Here is a 21,333-nt window from a genome sequence, read left to right as displayed (position 1 = left end):
CACCTGACGCCAAGCCCTTGTTGCCTGCTGTTTTATTTTGTCGCATTGAATATTTCATTGTAGCGTTTAGTATCAATACCATTTTCTCCTTTCCAACCACCTAAAGGCAATATAATGTCTGACCGAAAAGAAGTTGTCAGCTTTTCACTTACTTTCCATAAATCCTTTTGGCTTGTGAATTGTTCATATTTTGGTCGCATAAATTTGTTGGGCAATATTCCACATTCGGAAAGTGTTTGTAAAATCCCGTAACGTTTATACTTGTCTGTTTGGTCTAAAATTTTGTTTGATGCAAGCCTTTTTTCTAATTTGCTTGGTGTTTCCTTTTCATCAGCTTTTGCAATAAACTCTAATGATTTTTCTAATTTTTCTCTGTCCGTTTTTGTTATTTCTGGTTTGTCAAAGGTAATAGCTTCTTCAAGTTCAATTAAATAATGTAAGGGTAATTCGTTCCACGAATATCCTAAATAATAGGTATAAAGCTTATGTGTTCTATCTTCCGTTTTAACTTTCGGTAAACCACAAATTTCGCAAGTGTCTTTGCCAACAAAACTATGTTTAGATAAATGTTTGATATATAAATAACTCATCAAAGTTTGTCTTCCTCTAGGCATTTCTCCTGTAAAACCTTTTAAAAACATTGTTGTTACAAAGTCAAGTGTTAATTTTTTGTTTTCTCGAAGTTTCAGAAGTCTGTCCAAAGAATTATCGTGGTCAAAAGTTTCAAAATTATTTGGTTTCAGTCCTTTGCTGTCTAATAATTCTAAATCAGCTTGTGTTACTGTCGCTGGAATTTTATGTTCGTGGCTTTTAAGTTTAGAATTATAAAATCCATTTTCGTGAAAGTAGATTTTTTTTAATATTGAAAGTGTTTTTTTGTCCATATTGTTTGTCTTTCGCTGTGTCTTTAAAAATAGCAGGTAACGTTTTGGAGCTTTGCGTTCGGGCGGGAAATCGAAACACAAAAGCTGGTTTTATTACTAAAGTTCAATTAAAAAACTACTGTTTAATTTTGTACTTCAGCCCGCCTGACACCAAGCCCTTGTTGTGTACCACTTTTATTATTCCAACTCATTAATTCGTTTTTCAATTATATTAATAGCAGAAATGATGGCTTCTTGCAAATCATAGAGACCTTTATTCGCTTTTGCCACTGGATTTTCCCAATCATTATTTCTGATTATATAAATTATATAGCTATTCATTGAGCCATACCAACCGACATCAAGTAAATAGTTTTTAGGATAAATTACTTGCAACATATCTTCTTTTAGGTTTACTTTCGAAAAATTATTCTCAATATGGGTCACAATACCACTTTTAAATTCAATACTTTCAAAAGGATTTTTCGGCAGTTTAAATACTATCGGTTTTACTGTTTTTTCTTGATTGTCATACCAATTCAATATTGCTCCTACATTATGATTTGAAATTATTTCGTCTGCAATTGTTGGAAAAAAATGGTACACCCCTTCTTCCAAATTCTCACTTTTAAGAACCCCAATTTTTGGATGTATAAAACAATCACTAATTTGATTTATTCTGTAAGATAACTGTAATTTTTTATCCTCAGAGATTATCCTTAAATAATGGTATTCGTAATCGTCATCTTTAATAATATACCACAAGTATAATTTTTCCTTAAATATTATTTTCCGCTTTCGCTTGTGTGATATTGCCATAATGTTAGGTTCAAATTTTCGGTATAGATGCTCTGTCATAAAATTGCACACAACGTCTAGCTATTTCCGAAGGCGGGGTTTAGAATTACTAATGTTCAATAAAGCACCGAAGCACCGCTTTTGGAAATACCATGTTGCACGCCGTTTTTCTAGGTGTTATTAGTCTTCCCAATGGAAAAAGCAGTCAAACACTTTTGTCGGTTTTTCGATTAAGTTACTTGCCATATTTACTTTAAAATCTATTGGATCTTCTACTTCTTGTCTCGTTAGTAAGTAGTAGCCGAAATCGCTCATTACTAGTTTAATTTTTTCAATGTCGTTCGTCCAAAGTTGCGTGTCAATATTGTCTATACTATGAGGTCTTAAAAACCCCGTTGAACCGCTTTTAAAAACTCCGTTTTCTGTTGTTCTGTCCCACTCAGCAGTGCCATAATACCAAAATGGTGTCAGATTTGAAATATACAACAAAAGTCCTTTTGTACATTTTGTTACACGGTTTTTGTCTGTCGTGATTTTACTGTCAGATTTATCTCGCTTTGAAATACGAACGTTAATATATGAAGCAAAACCGCTTCCATAATAGTCAAAATCTGGTTCAATAATGATTTTCTGATTATTTTTAAGTCTGCCAACAATTTGTCGAATATAATCTTCTACCTTATCAATTTCGCCTGTGTCAAATGGGTAAAAGTCTCCTGTAACTTTTTCGCTGGCTAATTTTTTTAAAAAATATTCGGAATGTGTCATTGGTAGGATATTGGGTCTAACGTTTTCGCGCTACACGTAGACTGGGATTAAGAAAGCCTAGACTTTCGGTTAAAAACTAATTTTTAAAATACAAAACCAGCTTTAAATTATGCCTAAAACCGCCATATTGTAAATCGGCGGTTTTAGGCAGTTTAAATGTACTTTTCCAGTGTTATCTTAATTTAAGGACGTTACCGTTGTAATCTGTCCATTAATAGTTGTTTGAATTGTAACCAGATTTGCCGTGGAAATTTTAGCTACAACATATTGTCCATTGCTTAAATCTACTGCACTAAATGTTACGCCGTCTTGGTCTACATTTATTATTTTGTCGATGTCGTAATTGCCTAATTTTGTTTCATCTAAATCATAAACTACTGAAGTGTTCCCATTCGACACGTTTATTAAAGTTAAAGCAAAAGTAGCTTTGTCAAAGTTATACAAATCGTTATTTAACACATAATTAGCCTTTACTGAACAAGAGATTTCGGCAAACGCCATTTCATTTGAAAGATTAAAAATTTTGTTAGGATTATGTTCATAGTAAGTATAGATTATTTTTCCTTTTACATTAAACACATCACCAAATTTCCAATCATTAATATTCATATTGGAATGTTTAATTTCTGAAAAACTACCATCTTGTATTTTTCCAAGATATGAATCATCTGCTGTATTCATCTTAGCGCTATACATTACTCCATCTGTACCTGTCCAAATACGATTATAATACTGACTTTGAGGGAAAGAAGTATTTACAAAGTTTCCTTCTGATTTTCTGTAACGATATTTGTAAATTTGGGTATTAGAATCATGATATCCATAATGAATATTTCCTTTGCCATCTACACAAAAACCATATACAACATCATTTACGGCTGAAATTTCTTGAAATTGTAATGAAGAAGGTGTATTTAACGATACTTTCAGTATTTTCTGACTTGGATAAGTTGTGTAATAAATATTATTGTTTTCATCTTCTTGAATTTTATTTTCGGTATTTAAATATTGTCGTAAATAATTATATTTATTTCCGACTACGTGAGGCATATAGTTCTTAGGTATCTCGAATACTTTTCCATCTGTTTTTTTTATTAGATAGGCTTCCTCAAATCCACTATTAATTAAATAATTTGTACCAAATCCTAATACTATAAAATCTTTTAGATTGTAGATGTAGGCAGGATTTGATTTTTGTATTTCTTCACCATCACTATTTAAGTATTTAATTTCAAAAATTTCTTCAGTATTTGACATATTTTTACTAGAAATAGAAGAAGATTTTACACCATAAAGTTTACTTCCTACATTTGATGTTGAAATAAACAATGCCTTTGTATTTTGAATAGTAATTGCTGACAATCTATTATTAGTATTTTTTCCATCATCATTTTCATCACCACTTCCATCGTCGTTACTACACGAATTAAGTGTAATGCTAGTTAAACCAAAAACTAGCAACATTCCAAAACTTATAAATATTTTTTTCATTTTTTTTTACCCTGAATTGTGTCGGGCGCAACTTTATAAATTAAAATTAAATTGTCAGTTTCAGGTATTGTCTTCCTGAACTGCACCAAAATCCTGCCCAACTTGTATATATGTCTGACGAAATCCGACTTATCTACCCTAAATTAGGTCGATATGTCTGATAAATGTCAGTATTTGTTTGTTTTCAAAAATAAGATTTTTATTTCATAAATCATCAAATGGGCTTTTTATTTGTTGAATGCTTTTCGTACTAACATGGGTATAAATTTCAGTGATATTGCTTCTTTGATGGCCTAATAATTCTTGGATATACCTTAAATCAGTTCCGCTTTCAAGCAAATGGGTAGCGAAGCTATAGTGCAACCAATGTAAACTTACAGGTTTTGTTATGCTAACTTTTTTCTGAATAGGGCTCACCAGAATTTGCACCTTCAAATAAATATGTTGTAAGTTTAAATAAGATATAATATTCCCGAAGTATTTCTAAAATTTAAGGAGATAAAGGAGTAATTCTGTCTTTCTTTCCTTTGGATTTTTTAAGCAATACAATATTTCTTTTAGAATCGGAATCTTAAAGATTGTTTTTCAATATAAAGTCGTTATTATAAACAATCATATCTTTATTAGAGATTTCGATGATGGGTTTTTCCCGGTAGAAAATCAAAAAGGATTTCAATGCTTCATTATAAGTTTTGAGTTTGTTTTCGCTATAGCGTTTAGAACGAAGCCACTGTTTGAATTTTTCAATTTGCTCGATACCTTCTTCCGAGGGAAGAAAATGAGCTAATGGAACCAAATGGAAACCTATCTCTGTTTTCAACCGTGTCCGGAAGATGCCAAAGCCTCAAAGTCTGACTCCATCTAGAACCTTCCAGCTTTTTTATTCTAGCTATTAATTCGGGATTTTTTTCAAAATAAACAGCAATTCGTTTTTCCTTTTTAGGAGTGCTAATTTTTGCTTCTCAATTCATATTTACATGATTTTAACTACTAAAATAATAAATTAAAAATCAATCTCCATTTAAGTATAGAGACAAAAGCAGAGAAAAAATCAAGCTACATTTGGGTAATTCGTGAACTTGTCAAATTCTTTCAATAATTTCATATTAGATAGCAAAGCGTCTAATTTTTGCTTCAAACATATTATCGTGATCTTCCACAATTAAAATTAAGATACTCTCATTCTATAACTTACCAATATGATTATGTAACAATATACAGCCAATTACCGCATTAAGATGATTGAAAATCGCTTGCTATATAGTGATATGAGGATTACAGAAATTGCTTTTGAGTTGGGTTTTATAGACGAAAGCCATTTACATAAATCCTTTAAAAAAACAAAAGAAAATGTCACCGAGTGAGTTTAGGAAAAATGACATAAAAACATCTTATAACAGATTTAAATCATAAGAGACATATGCCTTTTAGAAATTAAATTGAGCCTGTATTCTCAATAGATTCCCTTGTTGTCGGTTATTTGGTAATACGCTATCCTCAAAAGTTCTATCTGCAATAACATATTCTGCAGTAAACTCTAGTGCTTTTAATGGTTGCCACTCAATCCCTATTTCATAATCCCTAACAACATAACTTCGGGCATCTTTTTCATATTTTTTCCCTCCATCATAATATTGAAATTTTGCAAAAGGATATAATAGTTGTTTCCCTAAATCCCATTTATAATTTAATAAAACATAACCACCATTTATATTTGTTACATCAATACTATTGGTTTCCTTGTTATAACGAGGTCCTTTACCTATGTTATATTCTGTTTGTATTCCAAAAGGCTTCGGGTATAAAACAAAAGTTGCTCCTACTCTCTGATCTTTAACATATTGTTTATTAGCATTTACTGGTACTCCTGGTGAAATCTCGGTAGTAAATGCCCATTTCCCTGTATAAGCCTGAATTCCTGGCTCAATAATTTGACTTCCTACTACAAAAGGATAACTTACTCTAGTTACTACATTTAAATCTCTGTTACTATCTAGTTTATTAGCAATTTGCCCGTTATAAACTCCAAAAGCAAAAACACCATAATCACCTGAACCTTTATAACCGTCTTTTACCAACATTTCGAAACGCTCTCTTATTTTGCTTGGTGCCCAATAAAAAAACGCTCCTAAATCACGTTCATTTAATATAGCACTATTCATAGCGTCATTCCTGTCCAATGTAAGTCGAACAGAACTAGATTGCATATTCTCGAAACCATAAGGGATTTTACTTTGTCCTACACGAACACGATATTCTCTTTTAGAATCAAAAGAAATATCAAAATAGATATCTCTAATTTGAACGAAATTGTTAATTCCTGTACTTGGTGAACTTGCAAAATCGGGTTGGAAGTAAAAATAGACATTAGGATGTACTTGCCCTGAAAATACTAATCGTGCTCGTCTTATAAAAAATCCATTGTTAGATTTTGCATCTGGCTCTGTTGAAGTTGTTCCCCAAGATCTATCACATTGTTCACATGAAACTTTATCATTGGTAGATAATAATCCGTTATATCTTATTTGTGCATAACCTCGTAATGAGATTTTTTCGTACCAATGATCCTTTTCTTCTTTTTTAAGAGTAGGCTCAATCACTGGTTGCGCTATTATTGCAGTTTCTTTTGCCTTATTTATAGAGTCTAAAATACGAACTACCTCTTTCTTGATCTCCTCCTTGTTTACCTCTTGTGCATGGGCGATACCCGCTACTAAAGATAACACTACAACTAAAAATTTTCTCATTTTATTTTTTTAACTCTGCGTTCAGAATGCAAAAGTCACCTATCAAGGTTAACATAACGTTACCAAGATGTTATCATAATAAAAATTTAATATTAAGAGATAATAAACGATTTTAAATTAATGTTAAAAGGAGAGTATTTTATGCTGAATCAAGGTAATGAGATTACATTTATTTAACTTCAGCATTAATACTTTTATATGCTTTTTCTAATGTGAATGAAAACTCAGAACCTATACCAAACTCGCTCTCTACATATACTTTTTCTTTATGAGCTTCGATAATATGTTTAACGATTGCAAGTCCTAATCCTGAACCTCCCTCAGAACGGGCACCACTTTTATCTACTCTATAAAAGCGTTCAAAAAGTCTTGGTATATTTTGTTTCTCAACTCCTTCTCCATTATCACTAATACGAATGAGTACTTTTTTCTTTGTAAGATTTACTACTCCTACTTCGGTAGTTCCTCCTTGTCTACCATATTTAATAGAATTCACAATCAGATTCTCTAATATTTGCTGAATTCTATCTTTATCTCCTTTTACTAAAATAGGCTGAAGAAATTTCTTCTCGTAAGTTAATTTTATCTTCTTTTTATCGGCTTTCATCTCCAATAAATCAAAAACATTTTGAATAAGTTCGATGATATCAAAATTAGTAATTACTAAGTTTAAATCGCCAGTTTCTAATTTAGTAATCATATCTAAATCCTCTACGATATAAATTAATCGCTCTACCCCTTTTTCGGCACGTTTAAGATATTTTTTTCGAATGGTCTTATCTTCCATCGCTCCATCCAATAGTGTCGATATATACCCCTGAACGGTAAACAATGGAGTTTTAAGTTCATGCGAAACATTACCCAGAAATTCTCGGCGATATTCTTCACGAATTTCGAGCATTTCGATTTCCAACTTTTTATCGGTTGCAAATTTTTTGACTTCACGCGAAAGCGTTTCCATATCGGTAGTTATCGGCTGGTTGATAAGCGTACTAGATTCTAGCAACGAAACCTCATCATAGATTTTCTTTACTCTTCTATAAATAAAACGCTCTACACGATATTGAATAACTACAAATGAGAATGCATATACTGATATGATAAAGACCAAACCAAATAGTAATAGGTTTTCTGATTTATTTTTGAAGAATAATAAAATCAAAATCATTACGAACCCTGTAGCAAAGAGACTAATATATAGCGCTGACTTTACAGCAAACTTATAGGTTTTTTTAAAACTTATTTTCATTTAATTCATGGATAGCTTATACAAAGATAATTCTCATTTCTTTGCATTATGCTTTTGGTTGGTAATCTTTATTTTAAACCTCGAATTTGTATCCTACTCCTTTGATGGTTTTAAATAAATCTTCGCCTATTTTTTCTCTTAATTTTCGAATATGCACATCAATTGTTCTTCCGCCTACGACTACTTCATTACCCCAAACTTTATCTAGAATTTCATCACGCTTGAATACTTTTCCTGGTTTTGAAGCTAATAAATAGAATAATTCAAATTCTTTTCTAGGCAAAGCAATCTCAATATTATCTTTTACGATTTTATATTCTTCACGATTAATTTCGATACCACCTACATTTAATGTATCACTACTAACTTCTTGTTCTTTTAAGCGTCTCAACAATGCTTTTACTTTACTTACCAGCAACTTAGGCTTAATTGGCTTAGTAATATAGTCATCTGCACCAGCATCAAAACCTGCAACCTGTGAATAATCTTCGCTTCTTGCTGTTAAGAATGTAATAATAACATTGTTCAATTCGGGTATTTTTCGAATATGCTCACAAGCTTCCATACCATCCATTTCGGCCATCATAACGTCCATTATTATAAGATCTGGCAATTCTTTTTGTGCTTTTGCAATTGCATCTTTCCCGTTAGAGGCAGTAATTATTTGATACCCTTCCTGAGAAAGATTATATCCAACAATTTCTAAAATATCCGGTTCATCATCTACTAGTAAAATCTTAGTTTGTGTTTTTTTCATAAAATGGCAAAAATTGGGTTATCTCATTGATACTTATACTATATAACATTCAATGAATCTAATTGCGAGTGTAAAGGTAATAATAAATCGACTGTTAAAAAGTAGTGTTAACCGTAATTTAATTTCATAACAATTTCATAATATATTGGAGACAAAAGAATAACAAGTAGCTAACACGAACTTTACATAGCCGTCCTTTATTTGCAAAAAAATAAACAAACAACAAACGAAAATGAAATTCAACTTAAAATTTCTATTTATTACATTATTTATTTGTGCTGTTTCTATGGCTCAGACCAAAGGTACAATTTCTGGGGTTTTAACCGACAAACAAACTAATAATGAAGCACTTCCATTTGCAAACGTTCTTATAAAGGGAACTAACAACAGCGCAAATACTGATATCGATGGTAAATATTCGATAAACATAGCTCCTGGTAGCTATACTGTAATTTATAGTTTCTTGGGGTATGAAACTATAGAAGCAATAGTAATCGTTAAAGCAAATGAAACTACAACTGTTAATCAAACATTATCTTCAGGAAGTTACACTCTTAAAGATGTAGTAGTAAAAGCATCATCTGTAAGTAAACAAAAAGAATCTGCTTTACTTTTAGAACAAAAAAATGCTGTTGCCTTTAAAGCCGCCATTGGTGCTGAAGAAATTTCAAGAAAAGGAATTAACGATGTAGCAAATGCAGTATCTAAAGTAAGTGGTGTTTCTAAAAATGACGACTCAGGAAATGTATTTGTAAGAGGATTAGGGGATCGCTACAATGTTACTACTTTAAATGGTCTTCCATTACCTTCAAACAATCCTGCGAATAAAAACATACTTCTAGACATATTCTCTACAAATATTGTGGATAATATTGGAGTAAGTAAAACATTTGAGGCTCAGAACTATGCCGATTTTGGAGGAGCAAATATTGATATTAGTTCAAAAAAATTCAGCGGAAAACCTTTTATCAGCTTTTCGATTGGAACAGGTGCTAATACAAACGTTTTAGGACAAGATCATTTCTATTTACAAGACGGACCGTCTTACACTGGATTCAAAAAAGTAGGCGTTCCTAATTCTCCACTTCAACCATATAATTATTCAACGAGCTGGGACAGACAAGAAAACAAAAATGTATTGAATGCATTCTACACACTATCTGCAGGAAAGAAGTTTAACATAAACGACGAAAGCTCAATAGGAACCTTTGTTACAGGATCTTTTAGTGCAAGAAATAAATTTACAGAAGGATACAGCAGAGGTGGGATTAGTGCTGACGGAGATATTTTTTCTGATTTTTACAGAACAGCATACAAACATAGCACTACAACAACAGTTATGGCTACAGCTGATTATAAAATCAACAATAAAAACTCAATCTTCTTTACTTCTTTATTCTTAAATTCAAGTGATCAGGATTACAGTGAGTACGAAGGAACTAACCAAAATTTTGATGGTGGTGGAGATGCTCTTCAACAAATTTCAGGTTTTATCAAACGTGGAACATTTGAAAGAACTCAATTAATTGTAAACCAATTAACAGGAAAAAACAAATTCAACAATCAGTGGAATTTAAATTGGGGAGTAGGATACAGTATGTCTGACAGCGCAATCCCAGATCGTATGCAGAACTCTTTTGTACATGCTCCTAATGGTACAGACTATACGTTTTTTACCAATTCAAACATCAATAATCACCGATTTTTTCAGGACTTAAAAGAGAATGAAATCGCTGCAAATATTGCATTATCGTATAATTTCAACAAAAAAAGCGATGATACATACAAAGGAAAAGTAACTATTGGTTATTCAGGAAAGTTCAAGGATGTAGATTACAAGATGGAACAATATTCATTCTTTCCGAACAGAAATACAATTTCTTTTCCTAAAGAAGACATACACCACGTAAATAATTATTTAGATCCTGCACATTGGGGTTCATCTTACTCAAACAGAATTAACCAATTGTATAATGGAAATTTATATATTAATGCTGCGTTCGCTAATATTCAATACTCTTTAACTGATAGATTGAGTGTGATATTAGGTACGAGACTGGAACAATTGACTCAGAATGTTTCCTATATCACAACCACAGTTCCTGATGGTAATAGTTCTGATGAATCAAAGTTTAACATATTACCAAGTTTAATTTCGAAGTACACCTTGAATGAAAAGCAGAATTTAAAATTCTCTGCAAGTAAAACATATACACTACCTCAGTTTAAAGAAAAAGTGCCTATTATTTACGAAGATGTCGCACAGGCATACGAAGGAAACCCTAATTTGTATGCTTCAACAAATTACAACTTTGATTTAGGATGGGAATTTTTCCCTAAGGCAGGCGAATTAATTTCTGTTACTGCATTTGGAAAAATTATTCAAAATCCAATCAACGAAATGTTCCTTAATTCATCTTCAAATGATATTACTTATGCCAATACGGGAGACAAAGCAACTGTAGCAGGGGTTGAATTAGAATTTAGAAAAGACATTTTTGAAATTAAAAACAGTAACAACCTAAAGACAAAACTTTCGTTTGATGCCAATGGGTCTTACCTTTATACAAATCAGGATTTAAGTAATGAGAAAGTAAATAACGAAAATGATTTTGGCGCAAACTTTACTTTCACAGAGAGTAAACTAACAGGGGCTTCTAATTTCCTTGCCAATGCTAATTTATCATTTTTAAATGAATTCAGAGAGGGCCAGGACATAACTACAACAATATCATACTCTTATTTTTCAGATAAATTAGCTGTTATTGGAACCGGAAAAGTAGGAGACATGGTTGATAAAGCTGTAAATAAATTAGACTTTATCGCTAATGCAAGTTTGACTAAAAACTTAAAATTAGGCTTTATTTACAACAATATTTTAAACCCGGCTTTCAGACGTGTGCAAGAGCAAGGAAAAGTACCAGGAAAAGAATCTGTTGGCGATATTACCGCAATTTCATACAAAGCAGGTTCTGATTTTAGAATTACTTTAAACTATACATTCTAAAAGTAATACCATAAAAAAATAAAAGGTGATTAGATAATACTAATCACCTTTTTTATTGAGTCATAACTCAATGTAAATTTTACATTAAGCAGATTTATTTTTTACCCAATATACTTAATATATTGTTAATACGGCCTTAACTCAGCAAAAACATATGTTCGTTTACTTTGCCTTAAATAAATTAAAACAATAAAACACAACAAAATGAAAAAATCATTATTTGCAATGGCTGCAATATTGGGACTTGCTTTAACAAGCTGTAGTTCTGATGATAACAACAAAAACAACGAAACAAAAAGTACTTTCGTTTTAACAGTTGACGATTTAAAAGGTAACATCAATGATGGTGTTGTAACTTTAGATCCTACTAAAACTTATACTCTGACAGGAGGTTTAGTTGTTAAAGGTGGAGCTACTTTGGTTATTCCTGCCGGAACAGTAATCAAAAGTTCTCCTACTGCACCAGCTACATCTTTATATATTGCTGTAGAGAGAAACGCTAAAATCAACATCAATGGTACTGCTGCTAAACCAGTTATTATGACATCTGGAAAAGCTACTCCTGCTCAAAGTGACTGGGGTGGATTAATTATTGCTGGTAATGCTAAAGTAAACACAGGAGACAATGGTACTTCTGAAGTAGGTGCTTTAAGCTATGGAGGTAACGACAATGCAGATTCTTCTGGAAATATCAACTTCTTAAAAATTTCTTACACAGGTTCTAAATATACTGCTGAAAAAGAATACAATGGGGTTTCTTTCTTCGGAGTAGGTTCAGGAACAATAGTATCTGATATCTACACTTTCGAAAGTGGTGATGACGGAATTGAGTTCTTCGGAGGAGCAGTAAACGCTTCTAACTTAGTAATCATAAACTCTTATGATGATTCATTAGATTTTGCTGACGGATGGCAAGGTACTGCTACAAACGTTTACATCAAAGGTGTTACTAAAGCAGGTGTTGAAGGATCTACCAACGCAAAAGATCCAAGTACAGCTATTCCAATGACTAACGCTAAAATCGTTAACATATCTATCATTAAAGGTGATGCTGCTTTTACAGCTGACGAAAAAGCAATCAATTACAAAGAAGGTGGCGGAAAACAAGCTTACACAAACTTATATGTTGCTGATGGAATGCCTAAAGACCTTACAAAATTATCTACTGATGCTGGTGCAACTGCAAATATCGCTGCTGGTAACTTCACTATCACAAACTATACTTTTGGAGCTTCTGTAACTGTTTTTGATGGTGCTAAATTATCAGGAACAACTACTGGTGCAACTGGTGCTGGTGCTGGTGCTGGATTACCTACTTGGGGTAACTGGACTAAGTAATTAAATAAAGTTTTAGAAGCACACAATTCTTTATTGATTAGTTGATTTCTAATCACTTCACTCATAAAATGTTAAAAACATCCTAAATTTTTAGGATGTTTTTTTTTGGCGTAGTTTTTGAAAACTTTTTTTAGTATATTTACTAGACTAAAATTAAGCGATGGCAAAAAACTACTTTTATATTACACTCTTATTGGCTTTTTTCTTTATTACTGCAAGTGTTTCGGCACAAGACAGTAAGCAACAGCCAAAAACAGACGGCACCATTATAGAGGGCTTGAGTTTGTATCCAAACCCTGTGAGTAATGGTAAAGTATATATATCATCTAAAAATGATTTAGAAAAAGAAATAATTATTTTTGACATACTTGGAAAAAAAGTATTACAAACACAATTAAGCTCAAGAGAACTTAATGTGTCTAATCTTTCTCCTGGTGTTTATATCATAAAAATAAATGAAGAAAATGCAACTGCAACTAGAAAACTAATTGTCAGATAAATTTTAAAAATAAAAATAAAAAAAAGCTCCAAAGTAATATTGGAGCTTTTTTCTTTTAAATAAATTACCTTTGCAAAAAAAAGATCTTGATTACAACAACTGATATATTTACGATTTCCAGTCAAAAGCAATTTGAAAAAATAGCATTGAAAGTATTCCGTTTTCAATACGAAAACAACGTAGTATATCGAACGTTTTGTGATTATCTTAAAACAGATCCTCAAAAAGTAAAATCGCTGGAACAAATTCCCTTTTTACCAATTCAGTTTTTTAAGAGCCATCCGGTAGTTTCTAATCCTGATCCTGCACAGGTCACTTTTACCAGCAGTGGTACAACAGGAATGATTACTAGCAAACACATTGTAACCGACGTTTCTTTATATGAAGAAAGCTACCGCAAAGGCTTTTCTCAATTTTACGGCAATATCGAAGATTATGCCGTACTAGCTTTGCTTCCATCCTATTTAGAACGAGATGGATCTTCGCTTATTTATATGGTTGAGGATTTAATTAAATTATCAAATCATCCAGAAAGCGGATTTTATTTACACAACCACGAAGCACTTACTCAGAAGCTAATCGAATTAGACCAATCAGGGCAAAATACTATCTTAATTGGGGTAACATATGCTTTATTAGATTTAATCGAAAAAAACTCGTTTAAACTGCAAAACACCATCGTTATGGAAACCGGCGGGATGAAAGGCAAACGCAAAGAAATGATTCGTGAAGAATTGCACAACCAATTATGTGAAGGTTTTGGCGTTTCAGCAATACATTCTGAATATGGTATGACCGAATTATTATCACAAGCCTATTCTCTAGGCGAAGGAATATTCGAATGTCCTTCGTGGATACAAATCCTTGTTCGAGATGCAGAAGATGCTTTATCTTACGTAAAAGAAGGGAAAACTGGTGGTATAAACGTAATCGACCTAGCCAATATTAATTCTTGTTCTTTTATTGCTACGCAAGATTTGGGCAAAAAATATCCCAACAACTCTTTCGAGGTATTGGGACGTTTTGATAACTCAGATATTCGAGGTTGTAACTTAATGGTTTTGTAAAAAAGTTGTTTTGTTTATTTGCAAAATCGGTTAACCGAAACTAATAATTAAACAAATTACCAATTAAACGATCACACTACTCTTATCACAAAATAATTTTTCTTTCCGCTTTGTAACAATACAAATTGATTATTTATTAAATCTTTGTTAGAAAGAACAAACTCTTCTGTTATTTTTTCTCTGTTAACCGAAATAGAGTTAGCCGTAAGAGCACGTCTTGCTTCTCCATTTGATTTAAAGAATCCTGTTTTTTCATTCAGAACTATTATAATCTCTAATCCGCTTTCTAGATCTGCCTTTGCAATTTCTGCTTGTGGCACTCCATCAAAAACGTCTAAGAAAGTCGCTTCATCCAATTGTTTTAAATCATCTGAAGTAGAATTTCCGAATAATATGTTTGAAGCCTTAATTGCATTTTCTAAATCAGCAGCAGAATGTACCATCACAGTAATTTCTTCAGCCAATCTTTTTTGTAAAATACGCAAATGTGGCGTTTCTCTATGTTCGATTGTCAAAGATTCAATTTCTTCTTTTGATAAGAAAGTGAAAATTTTAATATATTTTTCAGCATCAACATCCGAAGTATTTAACCAATATTGGTAAAACTTGTATGGAGATGTTCTTGCAGCATCTAGCCAGATATTTCCTCCTTCAGATTTTCCGAATTTAGTTCCATCTGCTTTTGTAATTAAGGGACAAGTCAAAGCATATGCTTTTCCACTTTCCATTCTTCTCACCAATTCAGTTCCCGTAGTGATATTTCCCCACTGGTCACTCCCTCCCATTTGCAACGTACATTGTTTATTTTTATACAAATGCAAAAAGTCGTACCCTTGAACTAACTGATAAGTAAACTCTGTAAATGACATTCCTTCGGCAGCCTCTGATGTTAATCTCTTCTTTACAGAATCTTTAGCCATCATATAATTTACGGTAATATGCTTACCTACATCACGAATAAAATCTAAGAATGAGAATTCCTTCATCCAATCGTAATTGTTAACCAATTCGGCTGCATTAGCTGAATTTGAAGTAAAGTCCAAAAATCGAGATAGTTGTCCTTTTATTGCTTCTTGATTATGACGCAATGTTGCTTCATCAAGTAAGTTTCTTTCATTCGATTTCCCCGATGGATCTCCAATCATTCCTGTTGCACCACCAACTAACGCTAATGGCTTGTGTCCTGATAACTGAAAATGTTTCAATAACATTACCCCAACTAAATGCCCTATATGCAATGAATCTGCAGTTGGATCAATTCCCACATATGCCACTCTCATTTGTTCCATCAAATGTTCCTCTGTTCCAGGCATAACGTCGTGAAGCATTCCTCTCCAAGTCACTTCTTCAATAAAATTTTTCATTTCTTTTAAAATAATTTTTACAAATATAACGATTGTCGGTTGCAATCTCAAAAATGAATTTAAATTAAGAATGTTCAAAAAAATAAGAAAACTAAAAATGGGAGGAATCCAACAATCTAATTATCTTTACAAAATGGTTTTAGTAACAGGAGGAACAGGTTTAGTTGGTGCACATTTATTACTTCATTTAATCGAAAATGGAGATAACGTTCGGGCAATTTACCGAAATAAGAAGAAAATAGAAAGAACAAAGTCTGTTTTTGATTTATATAAAAAGTCTCATTTATTTGAATCAATACAATGGATAGAGGCCGACATACTTGACGTTCCTTCCTTAGAAACTTCTTTTATTGATGTAGAATACGTTTATCATTGCGCCGCTCTAATTTCATTTGATCCAAAGGACGAAAACTTGGTTCGAAAAACTAATATTGAAGGCACAGCAAACATTGTTAATTTTTGCATTGCAAAGCAAGTCAAAAAATTATGTTTCGTGAGTTCAATCGCTGCTCTTGGAGACCTTGCTCCCCACGAGAGTATTATAACCGAAGAAATCGAATGGAATCCCGAAAAACCACATAGCGACTATGCCATATCTAAATATGGTGCCGAAATGGAAGTTTGGCGCGGTTGGCAAGAAGGTCTGAATGTTGTTATTCTAAATCCTGGTGTTATTATGGGGCCTATCCCAAAATCTAAAACCAATGAACGAGGAAGCGCTGAACTTTACACAAAAGTAGCCAATGGGCTTTCATTTTACACTCTAGGCAGTACCGGATTTGTTGCTGTAGATGATGTCGTGAGAATTGCAGTTACATTAATGAAGAGCGAGATAAAAAATGAACGTTTTACTCTAATTTCTGATAATATAGTTTTTAGAGATGTATTAAACACAATTGCAGATGCACTAAAAGTAAAAAGACCTACAAAACATGCAAGTCCTTTACTTATGAAAATAATATGGAAGATCGATTGGTTTCTATCTACTTTTTTCCTGAAGAAAAGACAGATTACTAAAGCAACCGCAAAATCGTCTTATACAAAAGATATCTATTCGAATGAGAAAATAAAAACAACTTTAAAAACCGACTTTAAAAACGTTCATGAATACATTAAAGAAGTTTCGACTTTATAAGATAGTCGTCTTACTTTAGCTTAGGTTTTCTTTTAATCGAATCTGGTTTTACTTTTAGCAATTCCTCTTTAACTTTAATAGAGTCCTTTTTAACAACTTTATTCTTTTTTTTAAGTAATTTCTTTTTCTTCTCCTCTATCTTAATTACTGAATCAATTTTATTTTTATTTTTTTCTAAGCGCGCACCAACCTCATCAAACATGATTTTATAATCGTTATAATCGGCGGCGTAATACATATTGCTCTTCACAAATTGCAAACTATCGACTTTATATTTTTTTAATATAAATCTAGTCGGATCCCTATCACTAGAATCTAGCGACATTGGATTTTGATATTTTATTGCTTCCAATAATGATAAATCATACATAATATCTATCATTTTATCTCTCTCAACAAGTCGTTCAGGCTTTTCGACCAATTCTTTTTTACAGCCAACAGCAAAGAGTATTACCGAAATAATTGTGATTATTTTTTTCATATTCTATCTATCAAACAATAATCTTTTCCCTGCATGAACATTTTTTACCTTAAAAGAATTGTAAACCAATTGTCCGTTTACAAAAGTATGCGTGATTCTTGACTTAAAAGTATAGCCTTCAAATGGAGACCATTTGCATTTAGACAAAATATTATCTGCATTTACACTCCAAGGCAAACCTGGGTTTACAATTACCAAATCGGCATAATAACCTTCTTTGATAAATCCTCTTTTTTCTATTTTGAAAATCTTTGCAGGATTATGACACATTTTTTCAACGATTTTCTCAACGCTAATTTTTCCTTGATGATGCGCTTCAAACATAGCCACAACGGCATGTTGTACCAAAGGTCCTCCTGAAGGAGCTTTTAAATACGATTGTTTCTTTTCTTCTTTTGTATGTGGCGCATGATCTGTTGCAATTACATCAATACGACCATCTAGCAAAGCCTCCCAAAGTGCTTTTCTATCATCGGCAGTTTTTACAGCTGGATTCCATTTTATAAAGTTACCCTTAGTTTTATAGTCCTCATCTGTAAACCATAAATGGTGCACACAAACTTCGGCAGTAATTTTCTTTTCTTCCAAAGGAATTTTATTTGTAAACAATTCCATTTCTTTTGCAGTCGAAAGGTGAAAAATATGCAAACGTGCTCCTGTTTTCTTTGCTAATGCAATAGCTTTTGATGATGAAATATAACACGCTTCAGCACTACGAATTAAATGATGCGCCGTAACAGGAACATCTTCGCCATACTCTGCTTTATATTTTTCTAAATTATTTTGTATGGTTGTTTCATCCTCACAATGTACTGCGATAAGCAACGGAGTACTTGAGAATATTTTTTCGAGTGTAGCTTCATTATCTACCAGCATATTTCCGGTTGATGAACCTAAAAATATTTTTATTCCTGCTACATTCTTTGGATTTGTTTTTAGAACCTCTTCTAAATTATCATTGGTAGCCCCCATCATAAACGAATAATTTGCATATGATTTTTTTGAAGCTATCTCATATTTTTCTTCTAATATCTCCTGAGTTACCGCATTAGGAACCGTATTAGGCTGCTCGATAAACGAAGTAATTCCACCAGCAACAGCTGCTTTAGATTCAGATTCGATATCTCCCTTATGTGTTAATCCAGGCTCTCTAAAATGTACTTGATCATCTATTGCACCTGGCATTAGGTAACTACCTTCGGCATCAATAACAATACAGTTTGAAGTCTTCAGACTTATACTATCTGAAATTTCTACAATTAAATCATTTTCGATTAACAAATCGCCCTCAAAAATGGACCCTTCGTTTACGATTTTAGCATTTTTTATTAATATCCTATTCATTCTAATTGTTTTATAAAGAATTGACTAATTTTTTTAGCCGAAGCGCTATAACTCCAAAAATTGCCTCTTTGATAATAGCATTGCTCATTTTAGAAACTCCCTTTGTTCTATCCGTAAAAATAATAGGAACTTCGGTAATTTCAAATTTCTTACAATATGTTCTGTATTTCATTTCAATTTGAAAAGCATAACCAACAAATTTTATTTTGTTAAGATTAATAGCCTCCAAAACCTCTCTTTTATAACAAACAAATCCTGCTGTGGCATCATGTATCTTCATTCCAGTTATGAATTTTACATAAACTGATGCAAAATAAGACATCAATACCCTGCTTAATGGCCAGTTTACAACATTTACTCCTGTTACATATCTCGATCCGATAGCCAAATCGGCTCCTCCAAAATGACAAGCGTCAAAAAGTTTTTCGAGATCATTTGGATTATGCGAAAAATCAGCATCCATTTCGAAAATATAATTATATTTTCGATCCAAAGCCCATTTAAATCCATGAACATAAGCAGTTCCTAATCCAGCTTTTTTAGCTCTGTTTTCTATAAACAATCTTCCTTCAAACTCTTCTTGAAGCATAACAACTTTAGCCGCAGTGTGATCTGGCGAGTTATCATCAACAATAAGAAGGTGAAAAGGTTTATGCTGAGAAAGCACAGCCCTAATAATGCTTTCTATATTTTCAATTTCGTTGTAAGTGGGAATTATAACAATACAATCATTCATTTTTCTGAGTAATTTCAACGCAAAAGTAAACTTTTTATAGCATTTCATTCATAATAAAGTTATAATAAAAGTATTGATATAAAAAATTACTAATTTTGTATCGCTATGATTGAACACCTTCATCCAAGAATTACTGAAAATAAAGACTGGGCAACACTTTTATTTGTGTTGTGCTTTGCTGTTATCGCTATAACAAAGTCTATTTACGAAAGTCGTTTTGGCGATTTTACAAAATTGATTTTCTCTGATAAATATGCCAAAATATACCGAGACAGCAGTCATATAAAAAGCGGTTTTACAATTGCTTTATTCTTCTTGCAAATCATTTCATTTGCTTTTTTTATACAACTTATCCTTAGTAGTTTTGGATATGCTTCAAAAACTGATTGGGTACTATATATTCAAATCGTCACTTTATTAGCATTCTTTATTTTATCAAAGTATTTAATAGAAAAAATAATCGCTACTTCATTTAATATAGATGAATTTATCGAACACTTTAACCTACAAAAAGTAACTTATAGAGCATATATCGGTATTTTAATACTCCCAATCAACGCAATTTTGTTCTATTATGATGATATTTCAAAAAATGTGCTACTAACAATACTAGCTATATCGCTATTTATCAGCTTATTATCTTATTTTATTTCAATTAAAACCTATCAAAACGTAATATTGAGTAAGTTGTTTTATTTTATTTTATATCTTTGCACTCTTGAAATAGCCCCTTATTATTTTATATATTATTGGTTTACCAAAGGGAGGGCTTAGAAAATATTACAACTATGAAAGTGAAAACAATTTTGGTGTCACAGCCTGAACCTAAAGTGGAAAACTCCCCTTATTTTGAGCTCCAACAGAAACACAAAATAAAAATTGATTTCAGACCTTTCATTCACGTGGAAGGGGTAAACGCGAAAGAGATTCGACTTCAAAAAATCGACCTTAATCACTATACTGCAATCATATTAACGAGTAGAAATGCTGTTGATCATTTTTTTAGAGTAGCAGAAGAGATGCGTTACAAAGTCCCTGAAGGATTAAAATATTTTTGTCAATCTGAAGCCGTTGCTTTTTATCTACAAAAATATGTAGTGTATAGAAAACGTAAAATTTATGTTGGTGCTAAAGATTTTGCAGATTTATCTCCACTAATCAAAAAGTACAAAGACGAAAAATTCTTACTACCAGCTTCTGATCAATTAAATGCAGATGCTCCTATTACATTAAATAATTTAAAAGTAGATTGGACTCAAGCAATTTTTTACAAAACTGTAATGAGTGATTTAACTGATCTGGCAGATGTTTATTATGATGTATTGGCATTTTTTAGCCCGACTGGTATAAAGTCATTATTTAAAAACTTTCCTGATTTTAAACAAAACGAAACTAGGATAGCTGTTTTTGGAAGCACTACTCAAAAAGAGGCTCTAGACTACGGTTTAAGAATTGATATTCTTGCCCCAACTCCAGAAACCCCATCTATGACAATGGCACTAGAAAAATACATTGCTGAAGCAAATAAAGGAAAATAATCCTTTTACACAAATAATTAAAAAGCCACGAAAATTCCGTGGCTTTTTTTATACCCAAAACTTTTATAAACAAATCAGCATCACCTCCGCAACCAATCAAAGTTTAAAACTTTGACAAAATTTTCAAATCAACCTCTTCTTTAAAGTTTTA

20 protein-coding genes are annotated in these 21,333 nt (G+C 32.2%); 8 read left to right on the top strand and 12 right to left on the bottom strand.

From position 1 onward, the window contains the following. Window positions 1-32 precede the first annotated feature (32 nt). The 5 genes from IUY40_RS06615 to IUY40_RS06590 all read right to left on the bottom strand — a co-directional run bounded on the left by IUY40_RS06615 (window position 33) and on the right by IUY40_RS06590 (window position 4,740). Window positions 33-884 (bottom strand): hypothetical protein, encoded by an 852-nt coding sequence (locus IUY40_RS06615; protein ID WP_195736066.1) that lies wholly within the window; start codon window positions 882-884, stop codon window positions 33-35. Window positions 885-1,061: 177 nt separating this feature from the next. Then, window positions 1,062-1,682, bottom strand: a complete 621-nt coding sequence (locus IUY40_RS06610) for a hypothetical protein (RefSeq protein WP_195736065.1) — start codon at window positions 1,680-1,682, stop codon at window positions 1,062-1,064. Between the two features lie 159 nt (window positions 1,683-1,841). After that, complete coding sequence (locus IUY40_RS06605; protein WP_195736064.1) at window positions 1,842-2,429, bottom strand: hypothetical protein; 588 nt, start codon at window positions 2,427-2,429, stop codon at window positions 1,842-1,844. Between the two features lie 177 nt (window positions 2,430-2,606). Beyond that, window positions 2,607-3,920 (bottom strand): hypothetical protein, encoded by a 1,314-nt coding sequence (locus IUY40_RS06600; RefSeq protein WP_195736063.1) that lies wholly within the window; start codon window positions 3,918-3,920, stop codon window positions 2,607-2,609. A gap of 571 nt (window positions 3,921-4,491) precedes the next feature. Further along, window positions 4,492-4,740 (bottom strand): phage integrase N-terminal SAM-like domain-containing protein, encoded by a 249-nt coding sequence (locus IUY40_RS06590; RefSeq protein ID WP_195736062.1) that lies wholly within the window; start codon window positions 4,738-4,740, stop codon window positions 4,492-4,494. Between the two features lie 418 nt (window positions 4,741-5,158). Between IUY40_RS06590 and IUY40_RS19435 the strand changes: the two genes are divergently transcribed. Further along, window positions 5,159-5,284, top strand: a complete 126-nt coding sequence (locus IUY40_RS19435; RefSeq protein WP_317190904.1) for an AraC family transcriptional regulator — start codon at window positions 5,159-5,161, stop codon at window positions 5,282-5,284. A gap of 63 nt (window positions 5,285-5,347) precedes the next feature. Here the strand turns inward: IUY40_RS19435 and IUY40_RS06580 are convergent, their stop codons facing one another. The 3 genes from IUY40_RS06580 to IUY40_RS06570 form a co-directional block, all read right to left on the bottom strand. Further along, a complete protein-coding gene (locus tag IUY40_RS06580) occupies window positions 5,348-6,667 on the bottom strand; it encodes a porin (RefSeq protein ID WP_195736061.1) in 1,320 nt (439 codons plus the stop codon). Window positions 6,668-6,836: 169 nt separating this feature from the next. After that, window positions 6,837-7,916 carry an ATP-binding protein gene (locus tag IUY40_RS06575; RefSeq protein WP_195736060.1) on the bottom strand — a complete coding sequence of 360 codons (1,080 nt, stop codon included), beginning with the start codon at window positions 7,914-7,916 and terminating at the stop codon, window positions 6,837-6,839. Window positions 7,917-7,989: 73 nt separating this feature from the next. Further along, entirely contained in the window at window positions 7,990-8,673 is a 684-nt protein-coding gene (locus IUY40_RS06570) for a response regulator transcription factor (RefSeq protein ID WP_035617332.1), read from the bottom strand. Window positions 8,674-8,905: 232 nt separating this feature from the next. On the opposite strand from IUY40_RS06570, the gene IUY40_RS06565 reads away from it, so the two are divergent. From IUY40_RS06565 to IUY40_RS06550, 4 genes are all read left to right on the top strand, one after another. Beyond that, entirely contained in the window at window positions 8,906-11,680 is a 2,775-nt protein-coding gene (locus IUY40_RS06565) for a TonB-dependent receptor (protein WP_195736059.1), read from the top strand. A gap of 204 nt (window positions 11,681-11,884) precedes the next feature. Then, a complete protein-coding gene (locus IUY40_RS06560; RefSeq protein WP_195736058.1) occupies window positions 11,885-13,018 on the top strand; it encodes a hypothetical protein in 1,134 nt (377 codons plus the stop codon). Window positions 13,019-13,178: 160 nt separating this feature from the next. Then, a complete protein-coding gene (locus IUY40_RS06555; RefSeq protein ID WP_195736057.1) occupies window positions 13,179-13,517 on the top strand; it encodes a T9SS type A sorting domain-containing protein in 339 nt (112 codons plus the stop codon). Window positions 13,518-13,603: 86 nt separating this feature from the next. Next, on the top strand, window positions 13,604-14,584 hold the full coding sequence (locus IUY40_RS06550) for an acyl transferase (RefSeq protein ID WP_195736056.1): 981 nt from the start codon (window positions 13,604-13,606) through the stop codon (window positions 14,582-14,584). Window positions 14,585-14,655: 71 nt separating this feature from the next. On the opposite strand, the gene tyrS is transcribed toward IUY40_RS06550, so the two are convergent. Then, window positions 14,656-15,948 (bottom strand): tyrosine--tRNA ligase, encoded by a 1,293-nt coding sequence (gene tyrS, locus IUY40_RS06545; protein ID WP_195736055.1) that lies wholly within the window; start codon window positions 15,946-15,948, stop codon window positions 14,656-14,658. A 133-nt stretch (window positions 15,949-16,081) separates the two neighbouring features. Here tyrS and IUY40_RS06540 point away from each other — a divergent pair, with 133 nt between their 5' ends. Beyond that, a complete protein-coding gene (locus tag IUY40_RS06540; RefSeq protein WP_195736125.1) occupies window positions 16,082-17,083 on the top strand; it encodes an NAD-dependent epimerase/dehydratase family protein in 1,002 nt (333 codons plus the stop codon). Window positions 17,084-17,093: 10 nt separating this feature from the next. Here the strand turns inward: IUY40_RS06540 and IUY40_RS06535 are convergent, their stop codons facing one another. Genes IUY40_RS06535 through IUY40_RS06525 form a run of 3 tightly spaced genes read right to left on the bottom strand, consistent with a single transcriptional unit; the run spans window position 17,094 to window position 19,644 of the window. After that, window positions 17,094-17,564: a DUF4296 domain-containing protein gene (locus IUY40_RS06535; RefSeq protein WP_195736054.1), complete on the bottom strand. Its 471-nt coding sequence runs from the start codon at window positions 17,562-17,564 to the stop codon at window positions 17,094-17,096. 3 nt (window positions 17,565-17,567) lie between these two features. Then, on the bottom strand, window positions 17,568-18,908 hold the full coding sequence (locus tag IUY40_RS06530; protein WP_195736053.1) for a dihydroorotase: 1,341 nt from the start codon (window positions 18,906-18,908) through the stop codon (window positions 17,568-17,570). A gap of 10 nt (window positions 18,909-18,918) precedes the next feature. Next, window positions 18,919-19,644 (bottom strand): polyprenol monophosphomannose synthase, encoded by a 726-nt coding sequence (locus IUY40_RS06525; protein WP_195736124.1) that lies wholly within the window; start codon window positions 19,642-19,644, stop codon window positions 18,919-18,921. Window positions 19,645-19,749: 105 nt separating this feature from the next. On the opposite strand from IUY40_RS06525, the gene IUY40_RS06520 reads away from it, so the two are divergent. Together IUY40_RS06520 and IUY40_RS06515 are read left to right on the top strand one after the other, a co-directional pair. Then, the gene (locus IUY40_RS06520) at window positions 19,750-20,418 is read left to right on the top strand and encodes a DUF4271 domain-containing protein (RefSeq protein WP_195736052.1); all 669 of its coding nucleotides are present in this window, start codon (window positions 19,750-19,752) and stop codon (window positions 20,416-20,418) included. A gap of 14 nt (window positions 20,419-20,432) precedes the next feature. Next, window positions 20,433-21,182 carry a uroporphyrinogen-III synthase gene (locus tag IUY40_RS06515; RefSeq protein ID WP_195736051.1) on the top strand — a complete coding sequence of 250 codons (750 nt, stop codon included), beginning with the start codon at window positions 20,433-20,435 and terminating at the stop codon, window positions 21,180-21,182. The last annotated feature ends 151 nt before the right edge of the window (window positions 21,183-21,333 follow it).

It is taken from the genome of Flavobacterium sp. ALJ2, from assembly GCF_015594725.1.
Classification (GTDB): Bacteria; Bacteroidota; Bacteroidia; order Flavobacteriales; family Flavobacteriaceae; genus Flavobacterium.
The sequence above is the reverse complement of the archived record's forward strand: the minus strand, read 5'-3'. Positions and strand labels throughout refer to the sequence as shown.